The sequence below is a fragment of the Sphingorhabdus sp. EL138 genome (assembly GCF_945862485.1).
Taxonomy (GTDB): domain Bacteria; phylum Pseudomonadota; class Alphaproteobacteria; order Sphingomonadales; family Sphingomonadaceae; genus Sphingorhabdus_B.
Window position 1 is genome coordinate 138,161 of the sequence record NZ_CAMAYF010000003.1, and the last position, 12,342, is coordinate 150,502.

At 53.5% G+C, this 12,342-nt stretch carries 16 protein-coding genes; all 16 read right to left on the minus strand.

The window, feature by feature from the left end:
• Positions 1-77 precede the first annotated feature (77 nt).
• A complete protein-coding gene (locus tag Q0O33_RS02680; RefSeq protein ID WP_295495689.1) occupies positions 78-2,234 on the minus strand; it encodes a prolyl oligopeptidase family serine peptidase in 2,157 nt (718 codons plus the stop codon).
• A 247-nt stretch (positions 2,235-2,481) separates the two neighbouring features.
• Positions 2,482-2,895 (minus strand): 50S ribosomal protein L17, encoded by a 414-nt coding sequence (rplQ, locus tag Q0O33_RS02685; RefSeq protein ID WP_295495692.1) that lies wholly within the window; start codon positions 2,893-2,895, stop codon positions 2,482-2,484.
• A 112-nt stretch (positions 2,896-3,007) separates the two neighbouring features.
• Positions 3,008-4,069: a DNA-directed RNA polymerase subunit alpha gene (locus Q0O33_RS02690; protein WP_125229605.1), complete on the minus strand. Its 1,062-nt coding sequence runs from the start codon at positions 4,067-4,069 to the stop codon at positions 3,008-3,010.
• Positions 4,070-4,169: 100 nt separating this feature from the next.
• Positions 4,170-4,559, minus strand: a complete 390-nt coding sequence (rpsK, locus tag Q0O33_RS02695) for a 30S ribosomal protein S11 (protein ID WP_125229604.1) — start codon at positions 4,557-4,559, stop codon at positions 4,170-4,172.
• A gap of 57 nt (positions 4,560-4,616) precedes the next feature.
• On the minus strand, positions 4,617-4,985 hold the full coding sequence (rpsM, locus tag Q0O33_RS02700; RefSeq protein WP_125229603.1) for a 30S ribosomal protein S13: 369 nt from the start codon (positions 4,983-4,985) through the stop codon (positions 4,617-4,619).
• A 176-nt stretch (positions 4,986-5,161) separates the two neighbouring features.
• On the minus strand, positions 5,162-6,067 hold the full coding sequence (gene rimK, locus Q0O33_RS02705; RefSeq protein WP_295495697.1) for a 30S ribosomal protein S6--L-glutamate ligase: 906 nt from the start codon (positions 6,065-6,067) through the stop codon (positions 5,162-5,164).
• 14 nt (positions 6,068-6,081) lie between these two features.
• Positions 6,082-6,534, minus strand: a complete 453-nt coding sequence (locus Q0O33_RS02710) for a RimK/LysX family protein (RefSeq protein WP_366048138.1) — start codon at positions 6,532-6,534, stop codon at positions 6,082-6,084.
• A gap of 6 nt (positions 6,535-6,540) precedes the next feature.
• A complete protein-coding gene (locus Q0O33_RS02715) occupies positions 6,541-7,239 on the minus strand; it encodes a hypothetical protein (protein ID WP_295495699.1) in 699 nt (232 codons plus the stop codon).
• 69 nt (positions 7,240-7,308) lie between these two features.
• Complete coding sequence (locus Q0O33_RS02720; RefSeq protein WP_295495702.1) at positions 7,309-7,953, minus strand: adenylate kinase; 645 nt, start codon at positions 7,951-7,953, stop codon at positions 7,309-7,311.
• 36 nt (positions 7,954-7,989) lie between these two features.
• Positions 7,990-9,366 (minus strand): preprotein translocase subunit SecY, encoded by a 1,377-nt coding sequence (secY, locus tag Q0O33_RS02725; protein ID WP_295495705.1) that lies wholly within the window; start codon positions 9,364-9,366, stop codon positions 7,990-7,992.
• A 172-nt stretch (positions 9,367-9,538) separates the two neighbouring features.
• The gene (rplO, locus tag Q0O33_RS02730; protein WP_295495708.1) at positions 9,539-10,075 is read right to left on the minus strand and encodes a 50S ribosomal protein L15; all 537 of its coding nucleotides are present in this window, start codon (positions 10,073-10,075) and stop codon (positions 9,539-9,541) included.
• Positions 10,076-10,114: 39 nt separating this feature from the next.
• Positions 10,115-10,291 (minus strand): 50S ribosomal protein L30, encoded by a 177-nt coding sequence (gene rpmD / locus Q0O33_RS02735; RefSeq protein ID WP_125229596.1) that lies wholly within the window; start codon positions 10,289-10,291, stop codon positions 10,115-10,117.
• A 5-nt stretch (positions 10,292-10,296) separates the two neighbouring features.
• Positions 10,297-10,995, minus strand: coding sequence for a 30S ribosomal protein S5 (gene rpsE / locus Q0O33_RS02740; protein WP_295495748.1), 699 nt, complete (start codon positions 10,993-10,995; stop codon positions 10,297-10,299).
• 2 nt (positions 10,996-10,997) lie between these two features.
• Positions 10,998-11,351 carry a 50S ribosomal protein L18 gene (gene rplR, locus Q0O33_RS02745; protein WP_183941954.1) on the minus strand — a complete coding sequence of 118 codons (354 nt, stop codon included), beginning with the start codon at positions 11,349-11,351 and terminating at the stop codon, positions 10,998-11,000.
• Positions 11,351-11,884: a 50S ribosomal protein L6 gene (gene rplF / locus Q0O33_RS02750; RefSeq protein WP_295495714.1), complete on the minus strand. Its 534-nt coding sequence runs from the start codon at positions 11,882-11,884 to the stop codon at positions 11,351-11,353. Before rplF ends, rplR begins: the two co-directional genes overlap by 1 nt.
• Positions 11,884-12,279, minus strand: a complete 396-nt coding sequence (gene rpsH / locus Q0O33_RS02755) for a 30S ribosomal protein S8 (RefSeq protein ID WP_295495717.1) — start codon at positions 12,277-12,279, stop codon at positions 11,884-11,886. The genes rplF and rpsH overlap by 1 nt, the downstream gene beginning before the upstream one ends.
• Positions 12,280-12,342 lie beyond the last annotated feature (63 nt).

Sequence of the window (12,342 nt, forward strand, 5' to 3'; positions counted from 1 at the left end):
CAATCGAATATGGCTTGATCGGACACTGCACTGACTTGTCAGCATCCGATCATCTAAACAGGGATTTTTATGATCATTTATTCAGTAAGGGTGAGACCCGTCCACTTTGCCAGAAATGCGTAAATATCAGAATATTCATCGATTACCTTGTCCGTTGGTTTACCCGACCCGTGGCCTGCACGGCTTTCAATGCGAATGATTTTCGGTTTTTTTCCAGTTTCTGCAGATTGAAGGGCGGCGATATATTTGAAGCTATGGCCTGGGACCACGCGATCGTCGGTATCAGCTGTTGATACGATGACCGCCGGATATTCAACACCTGACTTGATGTTGTGATAGGGCGAATAGGTCATCTGCATTTTGAAATCGGCTTCCTTATTTGGATAACCATAATCATCGACCCAATAGCGGCCTGCGGTAAACCGGTCAAAGCGGACCATGTCCATAACGCCCACAGCGGCATGTCCGGCCGCAAATAGGTCAGGTCGCTGGTTCAAAGAAGCACCCACCAACAAGCCACCATTGGAACGGCCTTCGATCGCAATCTTGCCCTTGGCCGAAATGCCGCTGGCTATCAGATATTCCGCTGCTGCTGCAAAATCGTCAAAGACGTTTTGCTTGTTCATCAAGCGACCTGCATCATGCCATGGCTTGCCATATTCCCCGCCACCACGGATGTTCGCCAGCGCAAATACACCGCCAGACTGAAGCCAAGCCATTCGCGTTGCCGAATATGTTGGCGTCTGCGAAATGTTGAACCCGCCATAAGAATATAACAATGTCGGCGCGCCTTGGGACAGATCAACGTCCTTCTTATGCACGATGAACATCGGAATCTTCGTGCCATCCTTTGACGGGTAAAATACTTGGCTAATGGTGAAGTCTTGCGGGTTGAAGCTCAACTTCGGCTCCGCAAATGGCGTCGATGTCCCGCTGTTGCTGTCAAATCGGTAGACGGCGCCCGGCTGATTAAAGCTGGAGAATCCATAAAATGTCTCGGGGTCGCCCGGCGTGCCCGAAAAGCCGCTGGCAGTGCCAATCGCGTTGAGTTGGATTTCCTGCACAGGCTGCCCTGCAAGGTTCGTCATCAATGCCATCGATTTGGCGTCCTTGATGTACGACAGGATCATGCGATTGCCGACGATTTGCGCCCGTGACAGTGTTTCTGCACGCTCAGGGATAACATCGGTGAATATCGGCGCTTTCGCCCCAAGGTCGACGCGCACAACTTTTAGCTTCGGTGCATCCTTGTTCGTGGTGAACCACAATGTGTTACCCATGCCTTCGATAAGACCCCAGTCATGCTCTAATCCCTTGACCAAAGGCTGCGCCTTCCAAGTCGGATTTTTGATTAGCGGCATGATGTGCAGTTCATATTTTTCATCGGTGCCGGACGATGTGGTGATCACCGCCCATTTGCCGTCATGCGTCACCTGCGCGCTATGCCCATATTCGGGCTTACCAGGCGTGGCGTAAATCGCTTTGTCTTCCGACTGTGGCGTGCCGATTTTGTGATAAAATACGGTCTGGTTATAATTCAGCTGCTGAAAGGCTGCGCCTTCTTTTGGTGCGGCAAAACGGGAATAGAGAAACCCTTCATTACCCACCCAGCTGATGTTGGTGAATTTCGCCCATTTGATTTCGTCGGCCAAAACTTTACCCGTCGCGGTATCCAACACCTTGATTGTGCGCCAGTCGGAACCACCGTCCTGAATGGCATAAGCGAGTAGCTTGCCGTTTTGCGACGGCACCCAGCTATCGAGTGCGGTCGCGCCATCCTTTGCCCAGTCATTCGGGTTAAGTAACATACGATCGGCGCCATCTAGGCCCTTACGAACATATAGAACCGACTGATTTTGCAGCCCGTCATTCTTGTTGAAGAAATAATAGCCGCCCGCTTTTTCAGGCAAGCCAAAGCGTTCATAGTCGAACAGCTTCTTCATCCGGTCGGCAAGGATTTTCTTGCCCGGCAAAGTTTCCAGATAAGCGTCGGTGACGGTATTTTGTGATTTTACCCAATCCGCGACTTCGGCGTTCACGCGGACATCATCCTCAAGCCAGCGATAGGGGTCAGCAACCTTCACGCCGAATTGTTCGTCAACGACATTTACGGTCTTGGTTTTCGGATATTGCAGTTCAACCGCAACGTCGGCATTCGCCACATCTTCGGCGACGGCCATTGACGACATGGACATCATCATGATCGCCGCCCCAAGCAAAAGTGCACTTCGCATAATTTCATTTCCCCAACTCTCAATTCTTTACCGTAGGCGTAAACCGTCAGCCAGATAACGCCAACCATATTGCGCGCTATCCGGACGTTAAAATCGCTATTTCGTCGAATTCCTCGGTCAGCTATCGCGCATAGCCGAATTTCTAAAAAAGGCGGATGTCACAGTCGCAACCCTGAAGCCTGACGCAAATGCAAAGGGCGGCACCCTTTCGGATACCGCCCTTTTGAATTTCAAAGGTGCGACGCGTTTACTCGCTGTCGTCCAGCACTTCCACTGGACCGCTGTCTTGACCCTTGGCATTGACATTGCGATCTACAAGCTCAATAACGCCCATTGGCGCTGCGTCCGAACCACGGAAGCCAGCCTTGATCACGCGGCTGTAACCACCGCTACGGTCGGCATAACGTGTTGCCAACTCATCAAACAATTTGACCAGTTGCGTGTCGTCCATCAAACGGCTCATCGCGAGGCGACGGTTGGACAGGCCACCCTTTTTCGCAAGCGTGATCAGCTTTTCAATATAGGGGCGCAGTTCCTTTGCCTTTGGCAAAGTCGTCTTGATTTGTTCGTGCTTGATCAGCGACGCTGCCATGTTGCGAAGCATCGCAGTACGGTGCGACGTGGTACGCTGTAGCTTACGGTGGCCAACTTTATGGCGCATGTCTTTTTCCTTCGTTCGTAAGGGGGCCGTTTCAGGTACCCCGATCCTGGCCGTTCAAGGGCGGCCATTTCCCTGTATGTTGGGCCAAAGCACTGCTTCGGCCCAAATATTCTTAACCGAGCAGTTCTTGCTCGAGCTTCTTGGCCATTTCTTCGATATTCTCTGGCGGCCATCCGGGGATGTCCATGCCAAGGCGCAGGCCCATCGATGACAATACTTCCTTAATTTCGTTCAGCGACTTGCGACCGAAGTTAGGCGTACGCAACATCTCGGCTTCGCTCTTTTGAACAAGGTCGCCAATGTAGATGATGTTGTCATTCTTGAGGCAGTTTGCACTGCGGACCGACAGTTCCAACTCATCGACCTTCTTGAGAAGATAACGGTTAAGCTGGTTTGCATCCGATTCTTCGGAAGAAGCCGACGGCGCGGACATGCCCACCATTGGTGAGGATGCTGCCATCGAATCTTCGAAGTGGACGAACACTTGCAACTGGTCCTGAAGGATACGAGCGGCATAGGCCACGGCATCCTCAGGCGTTACGGTGCCGTCAGTTTCGATGGTCAGCGACAGCTTGTCATAGTCCAATTCTTGACCGATGCGGGCGTTGTCGACCTTGTATGCAACCTGACGCACAGGCGAATACAGGCTGTCGACTGGGATCAGGCCAATTGGCGCATCTGCCGGACGATTGGCGACGGCAGGTACGTAACCCTTGCCACTGTCAGCAGTGATTTCCATGTTCAACGTCGCACCATCGTCAAGATGGCAGATGACGAGGTCAGGGTTCATCACTTGGATGTCGCCCGAAACGGCAATATCGCCAGCGGTTACAGCGCCAGGGCCAGTGGCCGAAAGCTGAAGACGCTTGGGGCCTTCGCCTTCCATCTTCAACGCGACCTGTTTGATATTTAAAACGATGTCCGTGACATCTTCGCGCACGCCAGCAAGCGACGAGAATTCGTGCAACACATTCTCGATCTTGATCGACGTGATCGCTGCGCCCTGCAAAGATGAAAGCAAGACGCGACGCAGCGCGTTGCCGAGCGTCAAGCCGAAACCACGCTCAAGCGGCTCGGCAACAAATACAGCCTTACGCTTCGCATCGCTACCTGACTTGAGTTCAAGTGCGTTGGGCTTTTTCAGTTCCTGCCAGTTCTTGATATTGACGGACATGGATTTCCCCTTGGGTTTTGCAAAACCGGCAATTTGGTGCACCGTGCCGGATCGCGGGTAAAAGAAGGAACGACTGAACAGCCGCCCCTGAAACGAATGCTTAGACGCGCCGACGCTTGGAAGGACGCACGCCGTTATGCGGGATCGAGGTCACATCGCGGATCGAGGTAATGGTGAAACCCACCGCCTGCAAAGCGCGAAGCGCCGATTCGCGACCCGAACCCGGGCCCTTAACTTCGACTTCCAATGTGCGAACGCCATGTTCAGCAGCTTTCTTGCCGGCGTCTTCTGCGGCAACCTGCGCTGCGTAAGGGGTCGATTTGCGGCTACCCTTAAAACCCATAGTTCCTGCAGAAGACCAACTGATCGCGTTGCCTTGGGCATCGGTGATCGTGATCATGGTGTTGTTGAAGCTGGCATTGACGTGCGCGACGCCTGCCGAGATATTTTTGCGTTCCCGCTTTTTAATGCGCTGTGGTTCGCGTGCCATATAATGTGTATCCTATTCGAAAATGCGAAGAAAAAATAATTCGGCCAAGGCCAGTAATTATTTCTTCTTGCCCGCGATTGCCTTGGACTTGCCCTTACGGGTGCGCGCATTGGTATGCGTACGCTGACCACGGACGGGAAGGCCCTTACGATGGCGAAGGCCACGGTAGCAGGCGAGATCCATCAAACGCTTGATGTTCATCGATGTGTTGCGGCGAAGATCGCCTTCTACAGTGTAGCCCGCATCGATTGTTTCGCGGATTTGCAGAACTTCGGCATCCGAAAGGTCCTGCACACGACGGCTATGATCAATTCCCAACTTAGTCGCGATTTCGACGGCTTTAGTGCGGCCGATACCGTGAATGTAGGTAAGCGCAATGATCACGCGCTTGTTGGTTGGAATGTTAACTCCGGCAATACGTGCCAATTTATCTACTCCTGCTCCACAGGTGCCCCCGAAAGAGCAAACCCTATCTCAACGCTGATGATATCCCGAAACGCAGAAAACCAGCGGACGCATAAACGCGCTGCTGGCTGCACCAGATATTCGGAATTAGCCGCGCCTTACGGTGAGTCGCGCGTGCTGTCAAGGCCGGAGGCGCGCTATCCTTTGCCTTTGGTCTTGGTTTTGCCATCGCTGGCATTTTCTTCGATGAACTCGATGATCTTGCCTGCAATGTCCTTACCGCTGGCTTTTTCAATACCCTCGAGCCCGGGCGAGCTGTTCACTTCCATGATAACCGGACCATGATTGGACCGCAGCATGTCAACACCAGCGACATTCAACCCCATTGCACGTGCGGCACGGACAGCTGTTGACCGTTCCTCGGGCGTAATCTTGATTGATGACGCCGTACCACCGCGATGCAGGTTTGACCGGAAATCGCCCTCGGCGCCCTGACGCTGCATCGACGCAACAACCTTGTTACCAATAACTAAACAGCGGATATCGGTAGCATTGGCCTCCTTGATGAATTCCTGAACTAGGATGTTGACGTTAGCACCACGAAACGCCTCAATAACCGAACGCGCCGATTTCTCGGTCTCGCCTAAGACAACGCCGATCCCTTGCGTGCCTTCAAGCAATTTAATGACGACGGGCGCACCGCCCACCATCTGGATCACTTCATCGGTCTGGCGCGGGTCATGGGCGAAGGCAGTCACGGGCAGGCCAAGTCCCTTGCGTGCCAAAATTTGCAAAGACCGCAATTTGTCGCGCGAACGGCCGATAGCGACACTTTCATTCAGCGACCACACATTCATCATTTCAAACTGGCGCAAAACGGCAAGACCATAAAAGGTAATAGACGCACCGATACGTGGAATAACCGCGTCATATTTACCAAGTTTTGCCCCCTGATAAAAAGCTTCGGGACGATGTGAGGTGATGTTCATCGTTACACGCAAGGTGTTCAAGATATCGATCTCATGGCCGCGTACTTGCGCCGCCTCAACAAGACGTTGATGGGAATATAGGTTGGCGTTCCTTGCCAACATCGCTATTTTCATGTTCCTATGCTTTCTTAATTGGCGGGTTTTCCCAACACCCACCGCCGCCCGCTATTCACGAGAAAGCCACGCCTTAACGCCCGCCGACCAATTAGCAGGGGAAAGGCCATTGATCGCCGGTTCGCCAAGGTGAGCTGACCGTTCCAACACAGCTTACCAAAACAAAATTGCGCGGAGATGACATAACGGTCTTGTTGTTCACCGTTGGACGACCGGACCATCCGTCGGTCGATAACGGGCGCCTCATAACGCTTGGGCTTTTCACCTGCATTTAACCGGAACCAGAATTCGACATAAGGTTTACCGTCGCGCGAAATCGGCTTAATCCGCGTTGCGTGGATGGAGGATGTCGCCGCACCCGTATCCATTTTGGCATGCACTTGTGATAGGCCAAGACTTGGCACATCAACCATCTCGCACCAGCCTATTTCAACTTTATTGCTCGAACGCTGTGTTTTGTTCACCACAGCCAATTATCGCGGCTCCGACGGAGGCAGTTCGCTAATGACGATATCGCTACCTTGTTTTGCCGCACTGGTCTCAGGCGTCTCTTTGGAAGCTGCGTCCTCAATCGTTTCAATGTCGAGCTGAAAGCTATCTACCTTTGGTATTTCGGCTTCGGCTGCGGTAAAAGGGAATAGCATATTTTTGAACTGCTCTCCTAGCATCTTGTCTACCGCTGGTGCGATTTCAGCTACTTTGTAGCGCATGTAGCCGCCGACGACATAAGAGAAGCTGACCCGCGTGCCCGCATTGTCCTTGGCAGGCTCCATAGCAACGGTGAGGGTACCAATCACCGCCTCCGACTGAAGCGGACCGAGCGCGCCTTGCATGCGCAATACTTTGCCCGGATATGCAAATAGGACGCGCATATGTTCAACGCTGCCGACGGTCTTTAACGCACCATCGGCATCCGTTTCCTGAATCAGTTCACAAAAACAACCATTGGCCTGCGCATCAATGTAAAATCCGGCGGTCGAACCCGACCAACTATGCGCCTTGTTCCAATAATCCTTCGGCATCACAAGACGCTTCCAGATTTCCTCGGGTGTCGCTTTTACAGTCGCAATGTGAATAGAGTTAAAGCCCGCATCTGATGCAGCCTTGACCTCAGCGAAGGCTGGTGTCGAGACGGCCATTAAGGGCGTGAACAATAATGCAAATGTCTTCATGCAACTGGTCTAACGACGCTTTGCGTTTCCGTCACCATGAACTTGCGTCCGGATGTGTGCCCAACATGTTTAGGCAATAATTGCGTCAATCGCGCCAGTCACATCCTCAATGGCCGCCATGCCATCAACGCGACTGACAAGGCCCCGCGCGTCATATAATGGCAAGATTGGTTCCGTTTTTGCGCGATATTCGGCCATGCGCGTACGCACCGTTTCTTCATTGTCGTCTGGACGGCGCTTGAATTCTTGCGATCCACATTTGTCGCAAGTGCCAGCCACAACAGGTTGTTTGAATATGTCATGATAACCGTCGCCACAATTTGCGCAGGTGTAGCGGCCAACCACGCGCGCAACCAATGCGTCTTCATCGACAACCAGCTCAATAACATGATCCAGCGTCCGGTTGCGCGCCGAAAGCAAACCATCTAACAACGCCACTTGCGGCGCAGTGCGCGGATATCCGTCAAAGATGAGACCCTTGTCGGCGGGAATGGCGTCCATATGTTCGCCGAGGATTTCCGCCATCAATTCATCCGGGAATAGCTTTCCGGCCTTCATGATCTCATCGGCCATCTTGCCAACCTCGGTCCCCGCCTTAACGGCGGCACGAAGGATATCACCAGTCGACAATTGGACCATGCCATATTTCTCAACAAGAAAGGCTGCCTGTGTGCCCTTGCCTGCGCCCGGAGGCCCCAAAAGGATGATATTCATGAAACGTTTCCCCGATTCGTTTCGATGTCGCACCGTTTAGCGGGCGCGTCCACCCTTCAGCTTCGCCTTTTTCAGCAGGTCACCATATTGGTGCGCGAGCAAATGACTCTGTATCTGCGAGATCGTGTCGATGGTGACATTCACCAGAATAAGCAGGCTGGTTCCGCCAATGGCAAAGAATTGCTGCTGCCCCGTCTGTGCCATCACATAATCTGGCAGCAAACACACCAATGTCAGATAGGCTGCGCCAAGCACCGTGATACGCGTGAGCACATAATCCAGATAAGATTCGGTGTTTTTACCAGGGCGGATGCCTGGGATGAAGCCACCGGCCTTTTTAAGGTTCTCCGACGTCTCTTCAGGATTGAACACCACCGCCGTGTAGAAAAAGCAGAAGAAGATAATGCCAAGGCCGTAGAGTGCCAAATAAACCGGCTGCCCATGGGCAAGATATTGGTTCAGCGAGATCACGAAGTCACCCATGGCACTCTCGCCTGCCACATTGTTACCGCCCAATTGCGTGATTGTGATCGGCAAGAGCAGCAATGACGAAGCGAAGATGGGCGGGATAACGCCTGCTGTATTGATTTTCAAAGGAAGGTGGCTGCGGTCCGCCTGCATCATCCCGCGCTGCGTTGCGCGCTTGGGATATTGAATAAGCACCCGGCGCTGGCCGCGCTCCATAAAACAGATCAGCAGCGTGAGGCTGATGAACATCGCGATGAAACCTACAATGACGAACCCGCTTATCGATCCTGTGCGGCCGCCTTCCAGCAATTGCGCGAACAAACGCGGCATTTGCGCGACGATACCCGCCATGATGATGAGCGAAATACCGTTCCCGATACCCCGCGACGTGATTTGCTCACCCAGCCACATGAGGAACATAGTGCCGCCGATAAGGCTGATGGTTGCGACAATGCGGAACATCAGGCCCGGTTCGACTACAGCGCCAATACCATTGGCCGCCGCAAGGCTTTCAAGACCAGCGGCAAGGAAATAGCCCTGCACCGCGGTCAGGAACACTGTGCCATAACGCGTATATTGGTTCAGCTTCTTGCGCCCGCTCTCACCCTCTTTCTTGATCGCGGCCAGCGTTGGTGACAGGGATGCCGCAAGCTGCACCACAATCGAGGCGGTAATATAAGGCATGACGCCAAGCGCAATGAGACTCATCCGCTCAAGGCTGCCGCCAGAGAAGGTGTTAAAGATGTCGAGAACGCCGCCAGCGGCATTGTTGGCATATAAAGCCGCCTGGGCGACAGGATCGACGCCAGGCAATGGCACGAAGCTTAATAAACGGAATATGATGAGCGCGCCTATGGTAAACCAAATGCGGTTCTTCAGCTCCGTTGCCTGCCCGAACTTCGATAGATTGAGGTTCGAGGCCATTTGGTCGACCCTAGATGCCATGATATTCGTTCCTTGGTTCCGGATTGACGCCGACCGCAATTTGCGTGCGCATCAGCTTAATCCCAAAAATTACGCCTGACTGTATCCGGACGGCCCCCAGAAATGTCAAACCCCGCCAGCCCATATCGGGAAGCGGGGCTGGCATGACAAGAGCGAAGTCGTCGCCTTAGTCTTATTTCTTAGCCGCAGCTTCTTTAGCCGCGTTCTTGACAGAAGATTTCTTTGCAGCCGCCTTTTCCGAAGCCGAAACCTTGGTCAGAACATCAACCTTGCCCCCTGCCTTTTCAACAGCTTCGATCGCTGCTTTTGAAGCGCCAGCTACCGAGAAGTTTACCTTCGCGGTCAGTTCACCCTTTGCCAGCAGACGAACACCGTCCTTGCCGCCACGCGCGAGGCCAGCAGCCTTCAATGCAGCATGGTCAACAACGGCCTTGATGTCGATTTTCTTGGCGTCGATGAACTTCTGAATCATACCAAGATTTACTTCGGCATGGTCCTTGGCAAAGATATTGTTAAAGCCGCGCTTTGGAATACGCATGTGAAGAGGCATCTGGCCGCCTTCAAAACCGTTGATCGAAACACCTGAACGGCTGGTCTGGCCCTTTTGACCGCGGCCTGAGGTTTTACCCTTGCCTGAACCGATACCACGGCCGACGCGCATACGACGATGGCGTGCGCCTTCGTTATCTTTAATGTCATTCAATTTCATGTCATGCACTCGCTTTCGCTTTACTTCGCGCTAATGTGATTAGTCCTGAATTTGGACCATGTGACGAACTGTGCGGATCATTCCGCGCACTTCGGCAGTATCTTCGATTTCGACAACGCGGTTCATCTTGTCAAGGCCAAGGCCCTTCAAAGTTGCGCGTTGCGAAGCCGGACGGCGGATCGGCGAACCGGTCTGCTTGATTTTAATCTTCGCCATATCGATTACTCCGCAATAGCTTCTGCATCGGCTTCAGCAGTTTTGCTGCCACCGCGACCAAGAAGGTCGGCGATTTTCTTGCCGCGACGCTGCGCTACCGACTTGGGGCTCGTCTGTTCAGACAAGGCCGCAAAAGTAGCACGGATCATGTTATATGGGTTCGACGTACCGACCGACTTGGTCACAACGTCCGCAACGCCAAGGCTTTCGAAGACGGCACGCATTGGACCGCCTGCGATAATACCGGTACCGGCAGGAGCAGAACGCAATGTTACCTTGCCAGCGCCGAAATGGCCCTTGCCGTCATGGTGCAATGTGCGGCCATCTTTCAATGCCACGCGGATCATGGACTTCTTTGCAGCAGCAGTTGCCTTGTTAATGGCTTCTGGCACTTCGCGCGCCTTGCCATGTCCAAAACCAACGCGGCCTTGACCGTCACCAACAACGACGAGTGCGGCAAAACCAAAGCGCTTACCGCCTTTAACTGTTTTAGAAACGCGGTTGATGTGAACCAGCTTCTCTATCGTGCCATCATCTTCTTCCTGGGCAGGACGACGATCATTGTTACGACCACGGCCACCGCCGCTGTTGCCGCCACGATTGTCACCGCCGCCACGGCCGCCGCGTCCACGACGCTGGCCTTCGGCTGCTTCAGGGGCTGCGCCGTCAGTCACAGGTGCAGTGCTTTCAGTGTGTTCAGCCATCATTAAAACTCCAATCCGCCTTCGCGCGCTGCATCCGCAAGCGCTTTGACGCGACCGTGAAACAGGAACCCGCCACGATCAAATACCACGCTGGAAATACCAGCCTTCTTGGCGGCTTCTGCAACCCGCTTGCCAACATCGGCCGCAGCTTCGGTTGTCGAACCGTTCTTCGCCTTCACGTCCTTGTCGAGCGTTGAAGCAGACGCAATGGTCGCACCCTTCGAATCGTCAATGACTTGCGCGTAGATGTGACGGCCTGTGCGGTGCACGGAAAGACGCGGACGTCCAGCTACCTGCGCCCGCAACTTGGAGCGAACGCGCTGGCGGCGGCGTGCAAAGAGAGACAATTTTGCCATTATTTCTTCTTCCCTTCCTTGCGGAAGATATATTCGCCGCGGTACTTGATGCCCTTGCCCTTATATGGCTCTGGCTTTCTCCAGCGACGGATTTCGGCAGCAACCTGCCCAACCTTCTGCTTGTCGATACCCGAAATTTCCACCGTAGTGTTATCAGGTGTCTTGATTTCGATGCCCTCAGGGATCGCGAAGTCAACATCATGGCTGTAGCCAAGTTGCAATTTCAACATTTTGCCCTGGCTGTTGGCACGATAACCAACGCCGGTGATTTCAAGCACCTTGGTAAAGCCCTCAGTCACCCCGGTGACCAAATTCTGCACCAATGTCCGCTGCATGCCCCAAAAGGCGCGCGCCGCTTTGCTGCCGTTCGCAGGCTTCACCAAGAGACCGTCGTCCTGCATCTCGTAGGAGATCAGGTCACTCATCGGCATTTTCAATTCGCCCTTCGGTCCTTTAACCGAAAGCGTGCCCGCTTCCATGCTGGCAGTAACGCCCGCAGGAATAGGAACAGGTTTCTTACCAATGCGGCTCATTAGAATACCTCCGCCAGGATTTCGCCGCCGACATTCTGTGCACGCGCTTCGGCGTCCGACAGAACGCCCTTTGGCGTCGAAACGATCGTGATACCAAGGCCGTTACGGATAACCGGAAGCTCATGGCTTCCTGAATATACGCGGCGACCTGGCTTTGAAACACGGGCGACATGCTGGATAGCAGGCGCACCTTCGAAATATTTCAGCTCAATGCGAATACCCTTGTGCGCACCCAAAGCTTCTTCGCTGTAACCACGAATATAGCCTTCACGCTGCAACACATCGAGAACGCGGGTCCGCAGGTTGGAGGCTGGCGAGACTACAGAGTCTTTCTTCGCCCGCTGGCCGTTGCGGATACGGGTGAGCATATCACCCAAAGGATCGGTCATTGCCATCTATCTTATCCTTACCAGCTCGACTTCGTAACGCCCGGGATCATGCCCTTATTGGCAAGATTA

Bases quoted from the DNA above. Each gene is read 5' to 3' on its own strand.
- Q0O33_RS02680 (WP_295495689.1), bottom strand. From the start codon at position 2,234: ATGCGAAGTGCACTTTTGCTTGGGGCGGCGATCATGATGATGTCCATG.
- rplQ (WP_295495692.1), bottom strand. From the start codon at position 2,895: ATGCGCCATAAAGTTGGCCACCGTAAGCTACAGCGTACCACGTCGCAC.
- Q0O33_RS02690 (WP_125229605.1), bottom strand. From the start codon at position 4,069: ATGTCCGTCAATATCAAGAACTGGCAGGAACTGAAAAAGCCCAACGCA.
- rpsK (WP_125229604.1), bottom strand. From the start codon at position 4,559: ATGGCACGCGAACCACAGCGCATTAAAAAGCGGGAACGCAAAAATATC.
- rimK (WP_295495697.1), bottom strand. From the start codon at position 6,067: ATGAAAATAGCGATGTTGGCAAGGAACGCCAACCTATATTCCCATCAA.
- Q0O33_RS02715 (WP_295495699.1), bottom strand. From the start codon at position 7,239: ATGAAGACATTTGCATTATTGTTCACGCCCTTAATGGCCGTCTCGACA.
- Q0O33_RS02720 (WP_295495702.1), bottom strand. From the start codon at position 7,953: ATGAATATCATCCTTTTGGGGCCTCCGGGCGCAGGCAAGGGCACACAG.
- secY (WP_295495705.1), bottom strand. From the start codon at position 9,366: ATGGCATCTAGGGTCGACCAAATGGCCTCGAACCTCAATCTATCGAAG.
- rplO (WP_295495708.1), bottom strand. From the start codon at position 10,075: ATGAAATTGAATGACATTAAAGATAACGAAGGCGCACGCCATCGTCGT.
- rpmD (WP_125229596.1), bottom strand. From the start codon at position 10,291: ATGGCGAAGATTAAAATCAAGCAGACCGGTTCGCCGATCCGCCGTCCG.
- rpsE (WP_295495748.1), bottom strand. From the start codon at position 10,995: ATGGCTGAACACACTGAAAGCACTGCACCTGTGACTGACGGCGCAGCC.
- rplR (WP_183941954.1), bottom strand. From the start codon at position 11,351: ATGGCAAAATTGTCTCTCTTTGCACGCCGCCGCCAGCGCGTTCGCTCC.
- rplF (WP_295495714.1), bottom strand. From the start codon at position 11,884: ATGAGCCGCATTGGTAAGAAACCTGTTCCTATTCCTGCGGGCGTTACT.
- rpsH (WP_295495717.1), bottom strand. From the start codon at position 12,279: ATGGCAATGACCGATCCTTTGGGTGATATGCTCACCCGTATCCGCAAC.